Source organism: Spirosoma gilvum, from assembly GCF_054776815.1.
Genome location: NZ_BAAHBH010000001.1, coordinates 320,703 through 343,598 on the forward strand (window position 1 = coordinate 320,703; position 22,896 = coordinate 343,598).

At 49.6% G+C, this 22,896-nt stretch carries 21 protein-coding genes; 6 read left to right on the forward strand and 15 right to left on the reverse strand.

The window, feature by feature from the left end:
- Nucleotides 1-213: 213 nt before the first annotated feature.
- A complete protein-coding gene (locus tag ACYVFD_RS01185; protein WP_461087699.1) occupies nucleotides 214-1,854 on the reverse strand; it encodes a RagB/SusD family nutrient uptake outer membrane protein in 1,641 nt (546 codons plus the stop codon).
- Between the two features lie 99 nt (nucleotides 1,855-1,953).
- Nucleotides 1,954-5,034, reverse strand: coding sequence for a SusC/RagA family TonB-linked outer membrane protein (locus tag ACYVFD_RS01190; RefSeq protein ID WP_461087701.1), 3,081 nt, complete (start codon nucleotides 5,032-5,034; stop codon nucleotides 1,954-1,956).
- 384 nt (nucleotides 5,035-5,418) lie between these two features.
- Between ACYVFD_RS01190 and ACYVFD_RS01195 the strand changes: the two genes are divergently transcribed.
- Nucleotides 5,419-6,501 carry an endonuclease/exonuclease/phosphatase family protein gene (locus ACYVFD_RS01195; protein WP_461087703.1) on the forward strand — a complete coding sequence of 361 codons (1,083 nt, stop codon included), beginning with the start codon at nucleotides 5,419-5,421 and terminating at the stop codon, nucleotides 6,499-6,501.
- Between the two features lie 175 nt (nucleotides 6,502-6,676).
- On the opposite strand, the gene ACYVFD_RS01200 is transcribed toward ACYVFD_RS01195, so the two are convergent.
- The 6 genes from ACYVFD_RS01200 to ACYVFD_RS01225 form a co-directional block, all read right to left on the reverse strand.
- Nucleotides 6,677-7,357 (reverse strand): GNAT family N-acetyltransferase, encoded by a 681-nt coding sequence (locus tag ACYVFD_RS01200; RefSeq protein ID WP_461087705.1) that lies wholly within the window; start codon nucleotides 7,355-7,357, stop codon nucleotides 6,677-6,679.
- A gap of 140 nt (nucleotides 7,358-7,497) precedes the next feature.
- Nucleotides 7,498-8,808 carry a bile acid:sodium symporter family protein gene (locus ACYVFD_RS01205; RefSeq protein ID WP_461087707.1) on the reverse strand — a complete coding sequence of 437 codons (1,311 nt, stop codon included), beginning with the start codon at nucleotides 8,806-8,808 and terminating at the stop codon, nucleotides 7,498-7,500.
- Nucleotides 8,809-8,831: 23 nt separating this feature from the next.
- Nucleotides 8,832-9,494, reverse strand: a complete 663-nt coding sequence (locus tag ACYVFD_RS01210; RefSeq protein WP_461087709.1) for an aspartate/glutamate racemase family protein — start codon at nucleotides 9,492-9,494, stop codon at nucleotides 8,832-8,834.
- Nucleotides 9,495-9,656: 162 nt separating this feature from the next.
- Nucleotides 9,657-10,991, reverse strand: a complete 1,335-nt coding sequence (locus ACYVFD_RS01215; protein WP_461087711.1) for a four-carbon acid sugar kinase family protein — start codon at nucleotides 10,989-10,991, stop codon at nucleotides 9,657-9,659.
- Nucleotides 10,992-11,050: 59 nt separating this feature from the next.
- The gene (locus tag ACYVFD_RS01220) at nucleotides 11,051-12,367 is read right to left on the reverse strand and encodes a ribulose-bisphosphate carboxylase large subunit family protein (RefSeq protein WP_461088600.1); all 1,317 of its coding nucleotides are present in this window, start codon (nucleotides 12,365-12,367) and stop codon (nucleotides 11,051-11,053) included.
- Between the two features lie 6 nt (nucleotides 12,368-12,373).
- A complete protein-coding gene (locus ACYVFD_RS01225; protein WP_461087713.1) occupies nucleotides 12,374-14,410 on the reverse strand; it encodes an aceric acid hydrolase in 2,037 nt (678 codons plus the stop codon).
- Nucleotides 14,411-14,559: 149 nt separating this feature from the next.
- Between ACYVFD_RS01225 and ACYVFD_RS01230 the strand changes: the two genes are divergently transcribed.
- The 3 genes from ACYVFD_RS01230 to ACYVFD_RS01240 all read left to right on the forward strand — a co-directional run bounded on the left by ACYVFD_RS01230 (nucleotide 14,560) and on the right by ACYVFD_RS01240 (nucleotide 16,020).
- A complete protein-coding gene (locus ACYVFD_RS01230) occupies nucleotides 14,560-15,363 on the forward strand; it encodes an RpnC/YadD family protein (RefSeq protein WP_461087715.1) in 804 nt (267 codons plus the stop codon).
- Nucleotides 15,364-15,493: 130 nt separating this feature from the next.
- Nucleotides 15,494-15,784 (forward strand): hypothetical protein, encoded by a 291-nt coding sequence (locus ACYVFD_RS01235; RefSeq protein WP_461087717.1) that lies wholly within the window; start codon nucleotides 15,494-15,496, stop codon nucleotides 15,782-15,784.
- A 29-nt stretch (nucleotides 15,785-15,813) separates the two neighbouring features.
- Complete coding sequence (locus tag ACYVFD_RS01240) at nucleotides 15,814-16,020, forward strand: hypothetical protein (RefSeq protein WP_461087719.1); 207 nt, start codon at nucleotides 15,814-15,816, stop codon at nucleotides 16,018-16,020.
- 211 nt (nucleotides 16,021-16,231) lie between these two features.
- Here ACYVFD_RS01240 and ACYVFD_RS01245 read toward each other — a convergent pair whose 3' ends face one another.
- From ACYVFD_RS01245 to ACYVFD_RS01265, 5 genes are read right to left on the reverse strand one after another with little or no spacing between them, the layout of a single operon-like run.
- The gene (locus ACYVFD_RS01245; protein ID WP_461087720.1) at nucleotides 16,232-16,798 is read right to left on the reverse strand and encodes a DUF4256 domain-containing protein; all 567 of its coding nucleotides are present in this window, start codon (nucleotides 16,796-16,798) and stop codon (nucleotides 16,232-16,234) included.
- A 35-nt stretch (nucleotides 16,799-16,833) separates the two neighbouring features.
- The gene (locus ACYVFD_RS01250; RefSeq protein ID WP_461087722.1) at nucleotides 16,834-17,412 is read right to left on the reverse strand and encodes a YdeI/OmpD-associated family protein; all 579 of its coding nucleotides are present in this window, start codon (nucleotides 17,410-17,412) and stop codon (nucleotides 16,834-16,836) included.
- Between the two features lie 9 nt (nucleotides 17,413-17,421).
- The gene (locus ACYVFD_RS01255) at nucleotides 17,422-17,814 is read right to left on the reverse strand and encodes a DoxX family protein (protein ID WP_461087724.1); all 393 of its coding nucleotides are present in this window, start codon (nucleotides 17,812-17,814) and stop codon (nucleotides 17,422-17,424) included.
- Nucleotides 17,798-18,280 carry an SRPBCC domain-containing protein gene (locus ACYVFD_RS01260; RefSeq protein ID WP_461087726.1) on the reverse strand — a complete coding sequence of 161 codons (483 nt, stop codon included), beginning with the start codon at nucleotides 18,278-18,280 and terminating at the stop codon, nucleotides 17,798-17,800. Before ACYVFD_RS01260 ends, ACYVFD_RS01255 begins: the two co-directional genes overlap by 17 nt.
- Nucleotides 18,281-18,286: 6 nt before the next feature.
- Nucleotides 18,287-18,610 carry an ArsR/SmtB family transcription factor gene (locus ACYVFD_RS01265; protein ID WP_461087728.1) on the reverse strand — a complete coding sequence of 108 codons (324 nt, stop codon included), beginning with the start codon at nucleotides 18,608-18,610 and terminating at the stop codon, nucleotides 18,287-18,289.
- Nucleotides 18,611-18,940: 330 nt separating this feature from the next.
- Here ACYVFD_RS01265 and ACYVFD_RS01270 point away from each other — a divergent pair, with 330 nt between their 5' ends.
- Together ACYVFD_RS01270 and ACYVFD_RS01275 are read left to right on the forward strand one after the other, a co-directional pair.
- The gene (locus ACYVFD_RS01270; protein WP_461087730.1) at nucleotides 18,941-19,195 is read left to right on the forward strand and encodes a hypothetical protein; all 255 of its coding nucleotides are present in this window, start codon (nucleotides 18,941-18,943) and stop codon (nucleotides 19,193-19,195) included.
- Nucleotides 19,192-19,626 carry a putative toxin-antitoxin system toxin component, PIN family gene (locus tag ACYVFD_RS01275; protein ID WP_461087732.1) on the forward strand — a complete coding sequence of 145 codons (435 nt, stop codon included), beginning with the start codon at nucleotides 19,192-19,194 and terminating at the stop codon, nucleotides 19,624-19,626. Before ACYVFD_RS01270 ends, ACYVFD_RS01275 begins: the two co-directional genes overlap by 4 nt.
- 62 nt (nucleotides 19,627-19,688) lie before the next feature.
- Here the strand turns inward: ACYVFD_RS01275 and ACYVFD_RS01280 are convergent, their stop codons facing one another.
- Nucleotides 19,689-20,909: a dipeptidase gene (locus ACYVFD_RS01280; protein ID WP_461087734.1), complete on the reverse strand. Its 1,221-nt coding sequence runs from the start codon at nucleotides 20,907-20,909 to the stop codon at nucleotides 19,689-19,691.
- A gap of 157 nt (nucleotides 20,910-21,066) precedes the next feature.
- Nucleotides 21,067-22,827 carry a CocE/NonD family hydrolase gene (locus tag ACYVFD_RS01285; protein WP_461087736.1) on the reverse strand — a complete coding sequence of 587 codons (1,761 nt, stop codon included), beginning with the start codon at nucleotides 22,825-22,827 and terminating at the stop codon, nucleotides 21,067-21,069.
- Between the last annotated feature and the right edge of the window lie 69 nt (nucleotides 22,828-22,896).

Sequence of the window (22,896 nt, forward strand, 5' to 3'; positions counted from 1 at the left end):
GTGCTGTCAGATTCTTCAATCTGACGGAGAAACGGTACATTACGTTTGCTTTTGAACACGCGCCCGCACTGACCCATTTACAAAACTTCCCGAAAGCTTGAAGCTTTCGGGAAGTTAACTATCGTGAAAACAAACAGAAATCAGACAAATTTACTGATTCGGATACTTGCCTACCTCCACCATTTTTTCTGAAAATTATAGCATGTTAGCGTGCTAATACCCCGGATTCTGCTTGAAGTCGGCTTTGTTCGTAACTGCATCGATTTCACTTTGCGGAATTGGACGCAGCATGTGATACGGCTGAATATAGGGAGCGGCATCCGGGTTATGCGCTTTCACCCGCTCGATCAGCTTGTTTGTCCGTTTCAGATCGAACCAGCGTACCTGTTCGCCCGCCAGTTCACGAGCCCGTTCGTCCAGAATAAAGTCGAGGGTAATGTCGCCAGCGGTTATGCGCATGTTCGCCTGTTTGCCTGGCTGAGCGGCACGTGTGCGTATCTCATTCAGGTAGTACGCTGCTGAGTCCTTCTTGCCCAGATTTAACTGCGCTTCAGCCGCCAGCAGATAGACCTCGCCAAGCCGCAGAATGTATGCATCCCTTGAGCTTTCGGTAGTGGCATCCGTTGCGCGGGTGGGGTCATCGAATTTGCGGAGCGATACGTAGTGAAAGCGGTCGTTGGGCGTCCCGTCGGCTTTGTACATATCGTTTCGATCGTAAATCCGGTATTTTTTCGATTGCCGGAACGCGGTTGTAACGGAGTATTTGGTGGTTAGCACGGCTGTATCGCCCACGTTCATACCGGCTGGCCGTTTCGTTGCATCCGTTTCGTTCGCAAACCAGGCCGATTTAAACGACGCATCATAGCGTGAGTCATTCTGTTCGTTGAACAGGTCGAGCAGGAACAGCGTCGGCATGTAACGAACATTCGGAAAACCGTTGGCCACGTCACGCTTCAGGCCAGGCTGGGTGTTGTACTCCATCAGAAACAGTGTGTGGTTGATGTTGCTGCCCGCATTGAAGGTCAGGTTAGACGAATAATTCACGGCCCACAGGATTTCCGAATTTTGCTGGTTGGTGGTCTTCCACAAGTCGGCGTAGGAGGGGAGCAGTTTATACGTGTAGCCCGTAATTACTTTTTTCGCATAGTTACTGGCTTCCTGATTTTTACCCCGTGTCAGATAGACTTTCGCCAGAAACGCTTCGGCGGCTGGTCGCGTGATGCGTCCGTAATCCGTAGTTGTGATCGGAATGGTCGTAACGGCCACCTGTAAATCGGCCAGAATCTGCTCATATACGGCATCAACAGGCGTGCGGGTTGCGGTGGTTTCGATAGTTTCCGTGGGCTCCAGTAGGAGAGGGATTGCGCCAAAACTTTCAACTAAATGATAGTAGTACCATGCCCGCATAAAACGGGCCTGCCCATCCAGTTCTTTCTGCCGGGCTGCCGTAGCGCCCGAAGTAGGCAGGTATTTCATGACATTATTGGCGAGGTTGACAGCCGCGTAGCATTGCTGCCACATCCGGCTTTTTACCCAGACGTTGTCCGTCGTCAAACCCTGATACGTCATTAGCGGTGGTTGCGGAAACACGCCGTTGCTACCCGAATTACCGGCATTGGCTGCATTGGTCCAGATGTCGGTACCCATTTCCATCAGGGCCTGACCTTCTTCCTTGCCGTAGAAATAGCGGTTGTAGGTATATAGTCCGTTTACGCCCGCTTCAATACCTTCAGGGGTTGTAAACAAACTTTGCGCTGTAGACCCCGCCGGGTTGTATTCCTCCAACTGTTTTTCGCAGGACAGAAACGTAGCAGCCAGGGCGATGAATGAAATATATTTTACGTATGATTTCATGTTCAAAGAGTGAATGAGTGAAAGAGTGAATGAGCGAAAAAAGATGCGTAAGCCGCTCTTTCACCGCACCGGCGGCCCGGTCATTCACTCTTTCGCTCTTTAAAAACCTAGATTTAGTCCGAACACATATAGCCGGTTGAGCGGGCGGTCGATGACGCCCTCGCCTTCGGGATCGAAGTCTTTCAAGTTGCTGAACGTGTGCAGGTTTTTACCCGATACATACACCCGCAGGTTGTCTACTTTGATTTTGCTGGTGATGGCTTTGGGAATCGTATAACCCAGCGTGATATTCCGAATTTTGGCAAACGAAGCCTGCCGTTCGGTCAGCGTCGTGACGTAGGTTGAACTACGGGTCGCATTCGGGCGGGGGTAATCGTTGGTTGGGTTTTCGGGTGTCCAGTAGTCGATGCTGGCGCCGTTGCTGCTGGCGTTGCGGGTATATTTGGCGTAATAATCGGAGCTGATCCACTGACCTGCCCGAGCGATCAATAACACGTTCAGGTCGAAGCCTTTGTACCGAATGTCGTTGCTCAAACCACCTGTCCACGACGGTACGCGCGAACCGATAATCGTCCTGTCGGTTCCGTCGATTTTGCCATCGTTGTTCAGGTCCGCAATCTTGATGTCGCCCGGAATGGCGTTGTACTTAGCCGCTTCCGACTCTTCGCCCAACTGCCAGATGCCCAGTTTTTTGTAGTCGTAATAAACCTGCGAAGGTTGCCCTTCGATGAGCGAGTTGCGGTAATCGTCGGCGATAACGTTGCCGTTGGGCAATGATACTATCATCTCTTTGTTGCGGGCAAACGTTAAGTTGGTCGACCAGCTAAACCCCTTTTTATTGATGTTCTGCGTGGTGATGCCGATTTCAAGTCCCCGGTTGCGGGTTTTGCCAATGTTGCGGTTTACGGTCGTTACGCCCGTAAGCAGCGGTAGCGTGTACGGAAAAATCAGATCGTTGGTACGCGCATCGTAGTAATCAATGTTGGCAGTAATGCGGTTGTTCCATAAGCCAACGTCTAGCCCCACGTCGGCCGTGGTGGTCAGCTCCCATTGCAAATCCTGATTGCCAATGGTCTGGTTGATCAGATAGGCATTGGCGGCATTGGCGTCGTTGTACGAAAACGAAACCGTCGATAGCGAATTTTGCGTAGCATAGGGGTTGATCACGTCGTTGCCCGACTTCCCGTAGCTGGCCCGTAGTTTAAGATCGGTCACCAGGTTCTGATTCTTCATAAAGGCTTCGTCGCTGATGCGCCAGCCCAGCCCGACCGACGGGAAAAAGGCCCATTTGTGACCTTCGCCCAACTTAGACGACCCATCAGAGCGTCCCGTAACCGTGAGCAGATACTTGTCTTTGAAGCTGTAATTGATCCGTCCGGTAAACGAAATGAGCTTATTCTGGCTGTAACCACTGCCGTAGAACGGGTTCTGATTGGCGGCAGTCAGGTTATAAAAATACTGTGCCGGGATCAACTGGTTATTGCCACCCGCAAAGCTCGACGTGTTCGTGAACGTCAGGTAGCTGTTTACGGCCGTAACGGTAAACGAGTGATCCTGAATGGCGCGTTTGTAGGTAAAGACGTTCTCCCAACTCAGGTTTCGGCTCTGGTTGTTGGTGATGGATGCCTGCGAACGGCTGCCAGCCCCGTCGATGGTGTTCACCCCATAATAACTGCCTGCTTCAGAAGTTGCGAAAATAGCGCCCAGCGTCGACCGGAATGTAAAGCCATTGAAGGGCGTCAGTTCGAGGTAGGTCGATAGTGTTCCGCGATTGGTTTTGGTGTTACGTTTGTAGGCATTCGGTTGCTCATCGGCCAGTGGATTGATGATGCTGCCACCTAGTGGAAACGGGATAAAATTTCCGTTTTCGTCGTATGGTGTTCCGAGCGGCAGAATACTCGATGCCCGGTTGAACGGGTCCCGGCGGATGTCGTTGTCGATATAAGCCAGTTGGGTTTGGATACCGACTTTCACCCAGTCGTTGATGGTCTGATCGACGTTGATCCGGGCTGAATAGCGGTTGTACTCATCCAGTTTCATCAGGCCCTTTTCGTTGAAATATTCGGCCGAGAAATAAATCTTGGTTTTATCGGTACCGCCCGTAATACCGATCTGGTGGTTTTGCTGAAATCCGTTGTGCAGCAGCAGATCGGGCCAGACCGGGAACTGTTGCTTCTGAATGGCATCCAATTGAGGGGCATTGAAGATTTTTGGGTCATCGGCCGGGCTGCTCCAGGTGCCCGACGCCCGGTAGGCTTCGCGCCGGAAAGCGATGTATTCGGGCCCGGTCATAAACGCACCATACCCCGCCACTTCCGAGATACCGGCATAGGAGTTCAGAGTCAGTTTCGCTTTGCCGGTAGAACCGCGTTTGGTGGTAATGATGATAACCCCGTTGGCCCCACGTGACCCGTAAATGGCCGTCGACGAGGCATCTTTCAGTACGTCAATGGTAGCAATATCATTGGGGTTAATGTCCGATGCGGCTACGCCCTGAACCCCATCCACAATGTACAGCACGTTGTTCGAGTTGCTTGGGTTAGCGATCGAACGGTTGCCCCGAATACGGATCGAAGCACCCTGCCCGGCATACCCATTCGTTCGGGTAATATCGGCTCCCGGAATCTTCCCCTGAAGGGCTTCAACGGGCGAGGTAACAGGTACTTTGGTGACCTCATCGCCTTTGATGGCTACGACCGAACCGGTCAGATCGCGTTTGCGTACCGTACCATAGCCGACGACAACAACTTCGTTGAGCTGTTTGCTGTCAACCTGCATGGTAACATTTACTTCGGTTTGACTGGCGAGCGCTACTTCCTGATTCAGATACCCCACAAAACTAAAAACCAGCGTTGCGGCTCCATCCGGCACGGTCAGTTGATAACTACCGTTGGCATCGGTCGTGGTGCCTTTGCCCGAGTTTTTAATAACCACACTAACCCCCGGCAATCCCTGCCCAGTTTCGTCCTTAACCGTACCCCGAATGGCTCTGTCGACAAGGAAATTATGGCTTATTGATTCAGCAGCTACAGACTTGGGAGTTACTGTAGCAAACCAGCTTTCCGAAGGCTTATTCGGATTAGTCTCATTGCTGACCAGACTTTGCGAGAAAGCTACACTTGAAAAGCCCACCTGAATCATTCCCAGGATACCCCAGGACCAGGCATGAATGTGTTTCATACGAATGAGTGTGAGTAAGGTGATTGAGGAATAGCTACGCATAACCCTCTGTTTTATAGGGGTTTGCGATGCTTGACGGCTAAAGGTAAATAATTGTATTCAGCGATGTTCTGAAAACCGCACGTATAACAAATTGAATGAATAGACAAACTTAGCGGATTAAAATAGCCTGAATTTGCATCATTTTCTCTAAAAATTATACAATATTATCATGGTACAACTTTTCGAAATTATTGAACTTTTGATAGAAGGTAAATGAATCAATAGCTGATATTGACAAGCTTATTTCAGTACCAACAGCTGGCATTTGACGCTATCTACGGGCTATTATAACCCTCATCCCTTTTTTCCGGTTAGCTAATCAATCCCTTTTCTCATTCACCTATGCCTACATTTGATTTAGTGCTGTTGACTGCTTCGATCAGTATCATATTTGCTTCGTTTATTAACCTGATCCGGCTCGATTACTGGTGGATTCGTATGTGGGACTTTCCACATTTGCAACTGACCGTGCTGGCTGCGCTTGGACTGCTGGGCTGGCTGGTCCTGGGACATCACATGGATGGCATCTTGCTTATAATACCTGTTGGGTTGCTGACTACGCTGATGTATCAGTTCTGGCTGATTTATCCCTTCACTCCGTTACATAAAAAACAGGTCCTTTCCTTTTCCCGGTCTACTAGCGCGAGCGGTAAGTCAGAAAACAGTAACACGATTCGGCTACTGACAGCGAATGTTTTCATGGAAAATACACAGATGCCTAAAGTAAAAGCGCTGGCAGAGAAACATAAACCGGATATTGTGTTAGTGCTGGAAGCCAATCAGAAATGGCAGGATGCGCTGGCCGATCTGGAGAAATCGTATCCGTACAGAATCCTGTATCCACTGGAAAATACGTATGGATTACTGTTCTATTCCCGCTTTCCGATGCGTTTTCACGAACTGCGATTTCTGATTCAGGATGATATTCCCTCAATCTATGCGCAGCTCGAATTGCCTAGTGGTCAGTTGATCCATTTTTACGGAGTACATCCGATGCCGCCAAGCCCTACCGAGCACTATCGTTCGACGGAACGGGATGCCGAACTGATTCTGGTGGGAAAAGAAGCCCGGACCCAATCCGGCCCGGTCATTGTCGCAGGTGATCTGAACGATGTAGCCTGGTCGCACACGACGCGCTTGTTCCAGCGGATCAGCGGTTTGTTAGACCCTCGTGTTGGCCGGGGCCTTTACAATACATTTCATGCACGCTATTTTTTCCTGCGCTGGCCCTTAGATCACATCTTCGTTTCCCATCATTTTCAGTTACAGACCATCCGGCGATTGCCCAACTGCGGCTCCGATCATTTTCCAATGCTGGTAACACTCAGCTACGTAGGTGACCAGACGAAAAACGGTGTAGAAATACCTCAGCCAGAGGGCAATGACCTGGAAGAAGCCAACGAAAAAATCAACGAATCGAAATGAAGTCTTCAGACTCGCTCGTCCGCGATTGTATCGCGGATGTCTGAGGTTCGCGTCTGTGACGCGACAATAGGAAGCGATAATCTCGGTAGTAAATAGCCCATTGTTTCGCGTCGCAGACGCGGGCCTCAATCATCCGCGATGCAATCGCGGACGAGCCAGCGATTCATCTGAGAAGTTACTTTCTTTTGATGAAATAGAAATAGATTTCGGTCCTGATCTTAAAGTCCATTGCTTCATAAATCTGGATAGCCCGCTTGTTATCGGAGCGTACATGCAGAAAAGGAATACCGGCTGCCTGCTGGATTCGGTAGAGTTGATTGGCGATAAGTTGTCGGGCATAGCCTTTGCCGAGATGATCGGGATGCGTACAAACGGCACTGATTTCAGCATAAGGAGAGGCATGCAGTCGCTGCCCCGTCATGGCCACCAGCTTGTTGTCATCAAATATGCCTTCGTAATGCCCAAATTCTATTGTTCTGGTTGAAAACGGCCCCGGTCGGGTCAATTGGGTTAACGTAACCATTTCGGGGATGTGTTCGTTCGTTAACGGCTTGATGGCCAGATTATCGGAGGGTTGCTCGGCGATGGCTTCGTAGACCATTTGAATCCCATCGACCCGCTGTAAAAGCGTCCAGGGATCAGGAATGGACAAGGGGACGGTCGTAATTACGCCAATCGGACTGTCAAAGGGAATAACCTGATCAAGCAACTGAAGGGTATAGTCTGTGTTTTCGTGTAGTGCCACGAACGGAGATACCTCCGGCATAAAATACTTTACCTTGTCGGTACCATTACTTAATTGTTGGTTGCCCGATAAGAAGGCGTTCCAGGCTGGATTGTCCAGTATATGCTCCATCAATGGCTACGGCTGTGTAAGGAGCTAAGCAATTTTAGTCGTCAACATGTTCCCGATAGGCATTAATTCGCCAGAAGTTCTTCACACTGTCGCTCGTCCGCGATTGTATCGCGGACGAGCCAGCCTCAGACGATGAACGATTAGCTGGCTTCAGTGCTTAGTTGATCAATGGGCTCATGTGCAGGAGCATCTTCTACCGGCCGCCGACGCCAGTAATTGGCCAGAATCGACCCTGAAATATTCATCCACGGGCTAAACACGGCAGCAGGTAGCCCCACCGTACCGAGCTTGCCCATGCTACCCGCCAGTCCCGACGCCATACCACCGTTTTGCAAACCTACTTCAAACGCCACGGTACGGGCCGAATTCTTATCGAGACCAAACAGCCGACTTAGCCAATAGCCAAAAAAGTACCCGGCTCCGTTGTGAAGTACCGAACAGAGGAACAGCAGAAAGCCCACTTTCAGCAGGTTATCGCGTCCGGCTGCGGTGGTGACGGCGGTGAAATAGATGATGCCGAACATAGACAGATACGGCATCCATTCGTCCAGTTTCGGATTTTGGGTGGCGAGTACATGATAGATACATCCTACGACCAGAGCCGCCAGCAAAAAGCTGAAAATCTCCAGCGCCTGTAATGCTTCAGGGTTGGATATGGCTGATTCAAGAACGGACCATCCTCCAGCCGCTAATCCGGCCAGCCAGCCCAGCGAAAGCACAGCCAGGATCGTAACGATTCGTTTGCCCGTGGCGGAAGCTGTTTTCAGGTAGTCGTGTAGGAGAGCCGCAAAAATAGGGACGATCACAATCTTGATAATCTCCATCATCATGGTCACGAACTTGATGTCGATGAGCGTACCGGCCAGCAGTTTCAGGAGTAAAGGGGTAAGAAACGGAGCCGCCAGCGTGGCCATAGCCGTTACGACAACTGACAGCACCAGATTCGCCTTCGCCAGATAAACCATGACATTGGACGCCAGTCCGCTCGAACAGGAGCCGATCAGAATTACCCCGGCGGCAATTTCGGGATCGAACTGAAAGAGTTTTGTCAGGAGCAAACCCATGAGCGGCATGACGGTGAAATGACAGAATAGCCCAATAGCCACTCCTTTGCCCGTACTTCCCAGTCCCGAAAAATCCCGAATACTCATCTGAATTCCCATGCCGAACATAACCGACTGGATAATCAGTAGAATGAGCCACTTATTCCGCAAATCGAAACTTCCCCATCTGGTAAACGCAGCCGGGTAGATCATTGCTGCCACCACAGCAACAATAATCCAGGCGGTGTACTGGTACGTCCGTAAGGCCGGAATGGCTTTCATGCCCAGCGCAAAACTGACCACAGCCACAACCGCCGTCGGTTGCCAGATCGACGGGTTTTGCAGCAGTAAGCCAATCAGCAATCCGATAAACGCTAAGCCGGCAATGAGTAAGGAAAGTCGTTTCATGAGGGTTCGGGATGACAAAAAAATTACAACAACTGCTCGGCCAGGTGCTGAATGGCAATGGGCGGACTCGCCAGTATGGGTACTTTTTTGTCGGCCTCATCGAGCGTATCTACGACCCGCGCCATCGACGCCTGAGCCAGTAAAATCACATCGACTTTGGTGCTTAACTCCTTCAGCGCCGAGGCCACCATCCCGTCATGCTTTGCCGCATTGCCACTCATGAGCGCATCGAATGCGCCTTCGCACAATACCGATGTCAGTTCAATTTCTTTACCGGCAACGGCGGCCCGGCGCTGTACCAGATCGCTGGTGGGGCCGAGGGTTGTGGGCAGGGTAGCAATCACACCAATGCGTTTGCCGGTCCGAACGGCCTGATCGGCCATCGGCTGATCGACGCGCAGAACGGGTACTTTGGTAAGAGCCGCCGATGCTTCAACAGCCGCGCCGATTGACGAGCAGGTAACCAGGATGTAATCGGCACCGGCGGCATCGGCCGAACCGACGTAGTTGACAACCCGACGAGCGGTATCAGGGGTCAGTTCACCACATTTAATCACGTTCTTGATCAGGCTATCGTCCACAATATTGAACGTTTGTACACCCGGCAGGTATTCGCTGCAAAGTTGCTGAAATACAGGTACTAACGTGGCCGACGTATGAATTAGTCCTAAGATTTTGGGAGTCATAGTTGTAGTTTAAAATCGATGAGCCGTTTTTTGTCATGATGAGGAACGAAGCATCTTATGTTTTCTTAACGCTCAGGCTATTAATCTCTAAGATGCTTTGTTTCTCAGCATGACAAAAGCGCTCATAGTTGATCTATTCACAAAAAATCAAATTGCTTTCGTTTAAAAAATCTTGCCTTCGAGCAGTACGCCGAAATAGTTTTCGGAGCCTACCTGCCCGCCTTTAAAGTTCACCTCAACCCCGTCGAATGGTGAGCCGGGTGCGGTGGCTCGGCACAACGGGGCTCCGGGAACCAGCGGGGCAATCATTTCGACAGCCTCGATGCCCATTGCCCGGACGGCATAGCTGGACGTATCACCACCCGCCACAACAACCCGTTTTAGGGCTACCTGACGGACAACCGCTTTCGCCAGTTGCCCCAATGCCGTTCCCAGTTTTTCGGATGACAACGACGTGCCAGAGGCCGCATTGCCGCCCGTCTGCACAATCACACTTCGGTGCTGAGTAATTTCTACCAGCGTCTGCTCAACCGCATCCGTCAGCATCGACGCGCCCAACCCATGTTCGTGAATCTGGCGGGCATCGAGTATGATTTCAGCAAATCCGTTTGCTTTGGCCCAGGCAATTTGCCCGGAGGTGACGGGCGAACAGCTTCCCGATAAAACCAGCAAAGGCGCTGACCGGCCCGGTTCCGACCATGCCGTTACCGGCTCCAGTACCTTATACTGATTCCAGTAGTTTCCTAAGGCCATCTCAACGCCCGACGATCCGACTGAGAACAGGGGATGTTCGGGATGCGCATATGAGTCCATCAATTCGCCAAGGGGCAACAGGTGTGCTTCGTACAGGGCATCGAACAGAACAATTTCAGCGTTGTCCTGAAGAAGAGCCGTCAGGCTGTTCTGAATAGCCTCTTGACTTTTAGCCACTTGCAGAATATCCAGTAGGCCGATTTTCTTCGCTGTCTGTTTGGCCAGATGCAGCCGCAAATCGCTCTCGTCAGCAGGAGTAACGGGGTGTTGGCTCATGGACGGGTGCCGGTCGAGTCGGTAAATGGTCCCCTGGCTGCCAATTCCCATACGGGCAAAGAGGTTGCCAAATACGCAATACCGACCCAGCGACGGAGCGGCTACCAGCAGCGGTATAAAGCTCTTTTGAAAAATCTCTTGCCCCACATCAATCGCCCGGCCGATACTACCGACGGTTGGCGACGAATCGAAGGTGGAGCACACTTTGTAATGCACATGCCGGGTGCCAAGCTTCCGCAATTCGGTAAATGCAGCTCGTAGCGTAGTTTCCATAGCATCGGGCGGCATCGAACGGGTTAAACCGGCTACACCGAGGGCGTCGAGGTCGGCATAGGTAGCCAGCCGCTCGGGCGTTGGCGGTTCGATAAACAACGCCGTTTTCGCCCCCGCCCGACTCAAAAATTCCAGCGCATCCGTCGAACCCGTAAAATCATCGCCGTAATAGGCCAGCAAAAGGGACTTGTTCATGAGAATGCTGAAGTATTTTTGTCATCCCTCCTTCGTCGGGATGACAAAAATGTACTACACTAATTTTTCCCGCCGAATTTCTCTACTGACTTCCCGAACTCGGGGTATTTGATAGCGGCTTCGGCCACAGTCAGGCCATCGACGGCCGCTTGCCAGGCTTGTTGCAAGGCCGTGACGCCCGCCGATGGACCCATTGGGTGAGCCAGAATACCGCCCCCCGCCATGTACAGTAAATCAACGGTTTTTGTCCGTCGGTAGGTCTCGGGAGCTTGTCCACCCCACTGCCCCGATGAGACCACCGGCAAGATGGAGTAGCCACCAAATAAGGGAGTCAGGCAGGCTTCAATGGATTGCACGACGCTGTCGTCAGACTCCCAAAATTTATTCTGAATGCCATTCACGTGAATCTGATCGACACCCGCCAGTCGCCACAATTTTTGATAGGCTGGAAACTCAATCCCGAGCAGTGGGTGGCGCGTCATCATGCCCCAGCCATTCCGGTGGCCGTGAATCGCCAAAGCCCGCTGGTCGCATATTTTCTTTGTAGCCGAAATACCTACGCTGTTCAGGCTAACCATGGCGCAGGTGCCGCCACTGTTTACTACCTTTTCGTAGCGTTGCATCATGTCGTCAATCTCTCCGCTGATGTTGAAGGCATACATTACTTTTTTGCCTGTTTTATCCGCGTGTCGATTGATGACGTCCATCACCGCATCTACCCGTTTTTCGAAGGGAGAATTGGCCGTTGATCCCATCAACTCATCGTCTTTCACGAAATCAATTCCTGCTTCGGCCAGCGTTTTGACCAGATCCGCCGTTTGTTCGGGGGACAGTCCAACACTCGGTTTAATGATGGTTCCGATGAGCGGTCGGCCCTGAACACCCGTCAGTTCGCGACAGCCGGGAATCCCAAACGCTGGCCCTTTGTAGTGATCGGCATAGGAGGGAGGTAGCTGAATATCAAGGAGTTTTAGCCCCGTGAACTGGCGAATTTCGTACAGGTTACCTTGTAGGGTTGAAATCAAAACCGGCAGGTTATAGCCGAAGTTTTCAACCGACCACGATACCGTTACCCTGGCCCGGTGGTATTGTCCTGATGCGCTGACGGCCCCGGGAATAGCAGGTTCGGTAACCGTTTCCAGATGTTCCACATGCTCGACGCGGGCGGCAAAACGGTGCTTCAGTTCCTCTGTTTCGCCCGGCACCGCAACGAACGTACCGGACGACTGCTCGCCCGCCAGTACGGCAGCCGCCGATTCAGGATCAAAAGGGGTTTCGATGTAGTAAGTGGCAGTGATGCGTTCCATTGAATGGATTAAGTTAACTTCCCGAAAGCTTTGAGCTGGGGCGCGTAGCCTTTGGGAAGTTGAGCGGATAACTTCTTATCGAATAAACGGAATCCAGACTTCCATTTCTGAATGCCCACGGTTGGCCCAGGCGTAATAGGGAATCAGCCGCACGCGCGTTGACGCTGGGGCTTTATCCGATACTTCCCGGTAAAGCTGGTTGGTCCAGTTGCCCTCGTTGAGCAGTTTGGCGTCACCTTCCAGCGCCATCAATGAACTGTTATCAATCGTAACGGCCGTAGGTTTTAAGTCGTTTTTCGACGATAGCGCCACGTTGGTCAGCTTCGTTTTCGGATTATCGACCGATTCCAGACAGTACACAAGGGGTCCGCGTTTAACGGCTACCTGATTACGATTTTCCTCGACCAGCGGATTCGATTCGATCAATTTTACGGGCATTGGCAGATTGATGTCGACCTTATCCCCTGTCTTCCATGTACGATTGATTTCGACATATTCACCCGACCGGACAGGAGCCGATACAGCCGCGCCATTTACTTTGATTGTTGCGCCCTGACACCAGCCCGGAATGCGTACAAAAACCGAGAAAGGTTTTGCCGGAGCCTGTTCCAGTTGAAGACTAATGGCACCATCCCAGGGATAATTTGTCGTTTGTGTCAGGCGAACGGGTGAGCCATCTTTGAGTGTGGTAGTCAACTGACTGCCACCAAACAGATTCACCCACAACCCTTTATCCGAAATACTATACGCATAACTGCTGACCTCAGCCATCGTCCGTACGGTATTCGGTGGGCAGCAGTTCGAGAGCCGGATGTAGGGTTGTCGGCCACCCATCCAGCGCATCTGATACGGGTAATCGTTGGAAGCGCTGAGCGGATTTGTGTAGAAAAACTTCGTGCCGCCCAGATTCACGCCCGACAGGATAGCATTGTACAATTCCAGCTCCATCACGTCGGCGTATTTGGCCTGACCCGTAATCTGGAGCATTCGGTAATTCCAGAGCAGGTTGCCGATGTTGGCGCAGGTTTCGTTATGGGCCGAATGATTGGGCAATTGATACGCCTTGCCATACGCCTGATGGATTTTCTGCACCGTATCGGGTTTGTACGACGTCCCTTCCGGCGAAACACCATCGTACAACGCACCGCAGCCACCCGTCACGTACATTTTGCGGTTGATTACGTCATCCCACATCAGATCGAGCGTGGCCAATAGTGTACTGTCGCCGGTTTCGGCAAAGACATCGGCGGCACCGGCAAACAGGTAATTCGCCCGTACTGCATGGCCAATCACTTTTTTCATCTGCCGGAATGGTACGCGATCCGAGTTGTCATCTGTCCCTTCCGAGAGCCCGCGTATGTCGATCAGTTTTTGGGCCAGCGCCAGGTATTTCGGATCGTGGGTCGTGCGGTACATTTCCGTAATGCCCATGTAGTGCGACGGACAGATGGCGTTACGTGCCTGCTCAGGGCTAGCCGCGTTATAAAAACCAATCAGGAAATCGGTGGCTTTTTTTGCGATGTTCAGCAAGGATGTTTTGCCCGTTGCCCGGTAATGCACACAGGCTGCCGTCATCAAATGCCCGAAATTATAAGCTTCAAAGCTGAGCTTATCATCGAACATTTTTTTCTCACCCGTTTTTTTCTGCTGGATGATCGCCTTTGTGTATACGTAGCCATCGGGAGCCTGCGCTTTGGCGATCACCGCAATGGCTTTATCCATCTGCTCATCCAGCTTTTTATCTTTCGTGAGCGCATACATACTCGCCACCGACTCCAGCGTTTTGTAGAAATCGCCATCGTGAAAGGAAGGCCCTTTGAAATTTCCCGATTCCAGACCGGCGGCTATCTCAAAGTTACGGAAGGCATGACTTACGTTCGGATCGGTGTAGGTGTCCCACAGGTGCGGTACCATCGAATCGCGGCAAACGGCAAAACGGTCGGCCCAGAAGCCGGTCGTCCATGTAACGGCGTTCAGATCGGTGCTCTCCAGCCGGGCATACTTACTTTTCGAGGTATTGACAAGGGCGTTCGTCTGGCCCCAAACCGTTGAGAATGAGGTCAGGGCAGAGGCCAGTACGATATATCGGATGAGGGTTCGGCCAAGGTTCATGACAAACGAATAGCATAAAAGTCAAAATTAATAGCAATAATCCCCTACAAACTCTGCAATTTTCTCCGTTGATTGTAGGATGTTAGCATATGGGCAAATAGCACCTTATTCAGAGAAAGCTAATTATTCTTTTTGCTTAATTTTGTCACATGAGTAAACAGGCTAGTCAGTATGACAAAATTTTTAAAGAGAATATAGAAGCTGTTCTGCCAATTTTGATGCAGAATATTCTGGGCATTACGGCTATTGAGTCGGAGGAGTTACCAGATGATGTTCAGCACACTAAAGAACGAAAGCCTGATTTATTAAAGAAAATCACTGATGCACAGGGAGCCACATTCGTACTCCACATCGAGTTTCAGTTAGTGGATGAGCCAGAAATGGTTTACCGCATGGCTGAATATTTCATCATGCTGGTAAGAAAGCATAAAACCCCGGTTCGCCAGTTCGTAATCTTTCTTGGTGCAAATCAACCACAAATGCCAACCCAAATTGATGTCGACTTTCTTCGGTTCCGTTTTCCTCTGATTTCATTTAACCAGCTCGATTACCAACTTTTTCTTAAAGCGAGTAAACCGGAAGAAATTCTTTTAGCGGTGTTAGCTGACTTTAACAATACTAATCCAGAAAAGGTCTTAAAAAGGATCATTGAACGAATTGAAGAAACGACGGAAGGCGATTTTTCGTTAATGAGATACTTCCGGCAATTGCGGGTATTAGCCCAATTGCGTAATTTAGAGCTGACATTAAAGAACACCATGGATAGTATTGCCAAATTTATCAGCGAAGAAAGAGATGTGCTTTATCTGCGAGGATTCGATAAGGGCGAAGAGCGGATCGTAAAAAATTTGCTTACCAAGTTATCCTGGACGGCTGAGGAAATAGCCAACGTTGCAGGAGTTTCCGTCGAATTTGTAAGGGATGTGCAGCAAAAACTTAAAGATGCTAAATAGCAAGACGGAGCCTTGCCCTTATCACCAACGTTTTATGTGCTTCGGGGCTGGATAATTATTTTTTTATCTATTTACTTTGTAATACAAAGTTCTTTGATAATTTTGCCATCACAATCTAAACAGCACAAGTATGATCACTCAGAACACACGACTTACGGGTATTTTGCTGGCAGTTGCCATCCTCTTATCGATTCCATTTATAGCCATGCAGTTCACCACTGAAGTGAACTGGAGCTTGTTTGATTTTGTCGTAGCGGGCACCTTGCTGCTCGGTACAGGTCTGATGTGTGAGTTTGTTCTCAGAATAGTGCGTAAAAGAGAATACCGAATTGCGCTCGTAGGCGCTATTCTGCTGGCGCTGGTTCTGATCTGGATAGAACTGGCCGTCGGTATTTTCGGTAGTCCGATTGCCGGAAGCTAGAAGGCGTGGAGACATTAAACAGATCCAGCATGAAAAACATACTAGGTAAACTCATTGGTTTTGTTCTGGGCCTGACTGGCTTCCTGTATCTATTTAAACTGCTCATTCTCGATACGACTCCTCCCGAAGATGAACTCGCTCCGGGAATAGTAGTCATTATGTCAATCCTGAGTGGGTTATTCTTTGCGTATTTGGGAAATCTATTGCAGAATTATAGCCAAAAGCAGAAATACTGACGGGTAACTACATCAGTAGTCCGATTGCCCGAAGCTAAGCATGTAAAGAACCTGTTTAAACTTTCTAAATTCAGCTAAGACTCATCGTTTGTTTGTCATTTCGACGCAGGAGAAATCTCAAGATTACTCATTAATCAAGCTTGAGATTTCTCCTGCGTCGAAATGACAAAAGCAGACTACTATTTCCTATGAGGAAAAGTTTACTCTTGACTTATACCCTAAGTGCGCCACGGAACCCCCTGACGCCATAGTAGGATTCGGCGCCGTTGTGGTACACAAAAACCGTGTCGTAGCGCCGGTCGCAGTAGAGGGCGCCACCTAGCTTACGGATGGCCGAAGGAGTACTAATCCAGCTCGACGTTTTCAGATCGAATTTTCCAAGTGTCTGTAGCTCCCGATACTGTTCTTCCGTCAGCAGCTCAACGCCCATAGCAGCCGCCATATCCAGGGCGTTATTGGCCGGTTTGTTTTCTTTTCGGGACTCCAACGCTTCCCGGTCGAAGCAAATACTTCGACGGCCTTTAGGCGTTTCGGCCGAACAATCGTAAAACAAGTATTCGCCCGTACTGGCATCGTGACCAACCACATCGGGTTCTCCACCTGTGCCTTCCATTTCCTGAAGCGACCAGATTTTTTCCGGATTCGCTTCCAGCCGGGCCTGCACAGCTGCCCAGTCAATACCGGTGTGCCGGTTGCTGTTTTTCTCGAAACGAACTTTCAATATGCTGAGTAGGTCGGCCTGCTGCTCGGGCGACAGTTGCTTTCTAATGTTGTTCATGTTGTTTATCTATTTTCTGGGGTCTGTTGAATAGACTAATCAGTTAAGCCTTTACCATCGAGAATTTGCTGGCTATATTTTTCAATACGGGCCTCGCGGGTTTTGGCTTGTTTGGGCTGGGAAAAATGAAATAGATAGGCTCGTTGTCGCCCAGGAGTTAATGCATCGAAAGCCGTTTTTAAGGTTGGGTTTTCGTCTAGTTTGTGTTGAAACTCGTCAGGAATTGCAAAGTCTGCCGTTGTTTTGAGCGGAACTTTCAAACCCGCTTTTTCTACTTCGATGGCTTCGTAGATATAGGCCCTTAATGTAGGGATCATCTCGACAATTTGGCGAACATTAGTAAACCGAACCTGACGAGCAGCCTGCACATTTTCGGTTTGCTGAATGAGAATACCATGCGTATCGTGTAGTAAGGCACCTTTGAAGAACAGAAGTGCACAGTATTCTTTAAAATGATGAATGAGAACAATGTTACGTTTCTGAAATGTGTAACAGGGACAACCCCATTTCAACTCTTCCGTTAGTCCACAGTAGAGAAGGATAGTTCGCAATTGTTCGACTTCTTTCTGCCACTTTTCAGCTTTCGTAAAGTACCAGTCAACCGTAGGATTCATGCTATTCGTTTAGGAGTGAGCGAAACTAATTTTTCTGTCAGCGGGTCTGAAATACCAGGATACCACCGTCAGGACAAGAAGTAACAAGGCAGGCAGTGCTGAACTGATCGAATCCCCTGACGCGATGTGCGAAAATATAGCCCCCGACATGAGGAAGAAAAAACCGGCATACGCCCATTCTTTTACCAGAGGGAAGTTGGGAATAAGTATGGCAACAACACCCAGAACTTTGCAAACGCCCAGCAAAGACAGCAGATACACCGGATAGCCCTCATGCGTGATCATATCGACACCGCCCTGCCCATCTTTCGCTTTTACTAACTGAGCCACTCCAGTCGACAGCATCCCCAGAGCGAGCCATAGGGTGGCAATCCAGTAAATGATTTTATTGCGCTTTGTCATGATGAAATAAGTTTCTTACGGTTTCCTGCAAACGATTATGAGCCATATTGATGCCTTTGGCAAAGGGTAGTTGCAACACCTGATCTCTGATACTGATGGACCGATATACGACTTGCATCGTCAGTTTGCTGGTGTTGTCGGTGAGGGGTTCAAACTCCAGAAACTCAAGCTGAACACCAAAGGAGGCATTCTCCATTTCGAAGGTCCGGGTGATTTTTTGGTTCGGAACAAACTCATGGATAACCCCGTTGAACCCGTGCTTATTTCCCTTCGGATCGGTAGTTTCAAATTGCCAGCTACCGTGCTTTTGGTTTTCGAGTTTCAACACTTTTGTGCCCATCCACTGCTCCACAATGTCGGGCTCCACATACGCTTTAAACAGCAGGTCCAGCGGCAGGTCGAACTCCCGCGTGATTACTAAATCCTGCTTTCCATCTTCGGCATGGACTCTGGTTTTCCGTTCCATGTGGTTCTACTGTTTGGCTTGATAGTTCTTCATGATGGCTTCCAGTTTATTGAACCGGTCATCCCACATCTGGCGGAATGGCTCGATAAAGTCGGCGACTTCCTTCATCTTTTGGGCATTGATGTGATAGTAGATCTCCCGACCGGTCTGCTCCTGTTTCAGCAATTCACACTCGGTGAGGATGTGCAGGTGTTTGGAAACGGTCGGTCGGGCGGTGTCGAAGTTGGCGGCTATGGCTCCGGCTGTCATGGCTTGCGAAGCTACCAATAGCAGGATAGCCCGTCGGGTTGGATCGGCTATAGCCTGAAATACATCTCGTCGTAAATTCATTATGTAGCTATTTGACTACAAATATACGTGTAGTTATTTGACTACGCAAATTTTCAGGCAATATTTTACACGACTCGTCCGCGATTGCATTGCGGATGACTGAGAACTGCGTCTGCTACGCGCAGAAATAAGCCATCCAAGAAACGAAAATCAATAGAGTTTTTATCGCGTCACAGACGCGGACCTCGCGCATCCGCGATACAATCGCGGACGAGCTGGTATGGTTTTCAGAGAATCAGGATGACGTTCAGGACGGTTTGTTGCAACGTTTTTTGTAAATTGTAACAAATGGTGAATCTTTGAATACCGCCCCTCTAATTATTAGGTACTATGCAAACAGCAAAACAGCCAGCTAAACTAAACGAAGCCCAAATGGCGTTACTGGAGCTTTTCCAGCATCGCACGATGAGCCCCGAGGAATTATCGTCGCTAAAAAGAACGTTGGTTCGGCACCTGAACGCGGAGTTAGATAGTGAAGTAAACAAGGTAGTTGAGGAGAAAGGAATAACAGCTAATGATGTAACTTTAGACGCCCACTTTGAAAATCGGACAGAGCACCGTCAACAGCTTCGTACTAATTCATGATTCAGGCGGTCATTGACACCAATGTGTTGCTGTCTTCCATTGCAAAAGTTGGTGAAACCCGCTGGGTTTACGATAGCTTCGCTAATGAAGAATTCAGTTGGGTATTCAGTAACGAAATCTTGACAGAATACACGGAGATGCTCTGTTGGAAGTATAGCGAACGAACTGCTGAAATCGTCACATCTGTACTCCTGATTGCAGAAAATACACGACGCTTTGAACCAACGTACAAGTACCAGCTAATTGAAGCTGATCCTGATGATAACAAGTTTGTGGACTGCGCCATTGGTGCAAATGTTGATTGCCTCGTAACGGCTGACAAACATATTCTTGATCTCAGAAAAATCAAGAATCTTTTTCCTCCTTTGCCAATACTTAATCCGGCCGAGTTCCGCAACTTATTAGCATCAATTCGCCGAAACGATTTTTAGAGGCAACTTCGAGCTAATGTTCGTCCGCGATACAATCGCGGACGAACATTAGCTCGAACCATTTAATGGCCGGTTGTGGCAGTATCGAATACCCGACAAAAATTACCGCTGCCGATCTTGCCAATTTCAGCTTCTGTAAAACCAGTCTTTAGCAGCGCATCCACAACGGCGAAATAGAAACCGACCTTCTGGTCTTGCCAGGCATCGTTGGTGCGCTCTCCCACTCTAGGGCGGTTAGGGCCGGGATCGTTAGTATCGCGGGGAGGGCCTCCCTGCGGATTACCACCGGGTTGTGGTCCGGGACCGCCCGGTCGAGGTCCGGCGTTAGGTGATCGGTAAGATGGGGTTAATTTTGTATCAGTGCCGATACAAACATGGTCAACGCCGACAATATCTGCCATGACCTTAATATTCTGGGCGTATTCCAGTGGCGAGTCTGCCAGATGAGTCCATACGCCAATAACGCCCCCCGCGTCGGCAACGATTTTAGCCTGCTCCTTGCTAATCAGTCTTGGGCGCATCATTTTGGCCATCATCTGATTCATGCCTAATTGGGTATCCAGACCGGTGTGGGTAATCAGAACGGGCTTGGTGGTGATTTTCAGGGCCGCATCAATCGTTGTATTGCTCGCATGGGTAAGATCGATCAGAATGCCGAGCCGATTGCACTCTTTGATGACGTTTGCTCCGAATTCAGTCAGTCCTCCGAATTTGGGTTGGCTGGTATAGACATCGCCCAGAGGAGTGGCCGCGTCGTTGTCGTGGAGGAGTCCGAGGTGCCGTAATCCTCGAGTATAGGCTTCGGTAAGTCGGTCCAGTTGCCCTTCCAGAAAGTGGCCGCCTTCTACCGACTGAATAACGGTTGGCTGGTGTTTTTTATGAGCTGCACGCAGGTCAGCCATGTTCAACGAGCGCTTCATGTTGTTCTTTTCCAGTACCTTGTCCATGGCCTTCAGGCCGTTTATGAACCGCTCATAGGCATCACCCGGATTAACAAGCCGTTGATAGTCGACGGCGAAGGTCATACAGATAGCCGATAAGCCTGATTTCTTCATCTCGCCAGCAAGGTCGACGGTGGGGCCGGGTAACTCGGCTTCCCTGATCGGAACATCAATATGGTTGTGCGTATCGACTCCAATGGTGTTCGCTACGATAGCCGCCACACGAGGATCAATATCGTCAAGAGCCCACGATAATTGCGGGTTCAATAAAATGCCTGCCCCGGCTCCGGTTAAGGTTGTAATAAATTTCCGGCGCGACCATGCCAGGTAAGATGTGTTCATGCGTAATTAGTTAGGTGAGTTGCCAATGAAAGAGGCAGATGAATGTAAGTTACTACGAATACGTCTGTTTGCTTCCTAATGTGGCAATGCTCTACTAAAGAGAACCAACGTAATGCCTTCGGACTCACCGAGTATTAAAAAGTGCGGATTGGGCATGCTACCGGTAGCGCCAAACGGGTACACGGATGTAGCTGTTTGTGTACCATCTTAATTGCAGGGGTAGGCTGGCATCCAGGATGGATTCATTACTTACGTCGTTACCGGTTCCATAATTCAGTTGGGAGAACGGGTTTTTATTGACGTTAACAGCTACCACCAGCCGACTGCCTTTACTAAGCTGTTTACTGACCAGATGTGTATTTGAAAAATTTATGGTCGTCCGTTCGTCCGGCTTCAGTAGGGTTCGTTTCGTGATGTCGTTCGCATAGCTCGCCCGGCCGATGTAGTAAGAGAGGTGAAAATAATCGCCGGCTGGTGTCAGTTCGTAGAGCGTGACGCCAAGGTCAACATCTTTTTTATTGATGCTGATGGTCAGTTGGCCCAGAAAAGAACCGTTCACGAGCATCGATTCGGACAGGGGTTCGCTGATGAAGACAAAGCCATTGCTGGTGTCAATCTCTTTTCGCGCGATGGGGTCAGGATAGTAGTTGTTATTGCTGGTTTGTCGGTCTGCGAAATCGACCTGTTGCGATAAATAGCCTGTTTTGGATGGCTTTTTAGAACTTAACGCATAAACCGTGTCTATTTTTTGGTCGGTCAGGTAAAACGTTAAATAGCCATTATGCATGTTATCAAGCGATGGGGCGCTGCGCCATCTATTGGCTCCCATAACTTCGTAATTGATTTTATCTTTCAGAATATCAGGTTTTTTACCAGCCTTCAGGATATAATCAAACCATTGATAGGTTATTTTTTTGATGTCGAACAGGGCAACCGAATCGACTGAATACCCATTGATCACGCGTTCGCCACCAATCTGCGTTCCAAAGTGCCCGTATGGGCCAATCACCAGAAACCAGGGCGTTTTGGGACTATACTTCTGCAACTCTCTGAGGTAATACAGGCTCGAATTTTGAGAGTCGTTGTAATAGCCGTCAAAAGCCAGAAGAGGAATATTGATCTGGGCAAAGTCCTGTTCGTAAGGAGCCATCTTCTGCCAGTACCGGTCGAAGTTGGGGTGGCTGATCCAGCGCTGAAACCACGGGTTGGGCGTTCCGTCGAGGCTGTCCATCTTGTTGTAAGCAACTCCACTTTGCCACCAGTCGAACATTAGTTTTCGGAACCGCTTCCGGTCATTGCCGACAAGGGTATCGAGGTATTTGTTGTTGCCGACATAGAACGACCATTCGTAATTCGGATTGACAAACACGTTGTTCTCCATGGGCAACCCCATGCCTGGCCGGTTGGCTACATACGGCACGATGGTTTTAAGGGCAGGATGAAGCTTTTTACAGGCAGCCCATTGTGAGAAACCATTATAGCTTCCGCCAAACATCCCAACGCTTCCATTGCACCACGGTTGTTTGCTGATCCAGTCGATCACATCATAGGTGTCGGTTGCTTCATGTTCATAGGGATAGATCGCGTTAGGACTAAACCGTTTTCCTCGTGTATAGACAATAACACCCACATACCCGTTGTCGGCCGATTCTTTCAATGACTTTAAATCTCGCCCTTTGTCGCGTACATAAATGGTAAACTGTAGAATGACGGGCAGCGGTTTCGTTTCGCCTTTCTTTCGGACTACTATAGCCGATAAGGTGGCTCCATCCTGAGTTGTAATCAGTACACTGTCCTGTATGTTGTAAGGGCTGGTTGCGTCGGCAGCTTTTGTACTGGCAGTTTGTTGGGCATAGCTGGTAAGTGACGATAGAAACAGAAGCGAGAGATAGAAAATGCGTTTACTTATTGTGAGCATAATTGGCGATCAGTTGTTTGGTGGAATTGGCCGCTGCCAGCCAATTCCACCAAACAAGGACGCATTTTT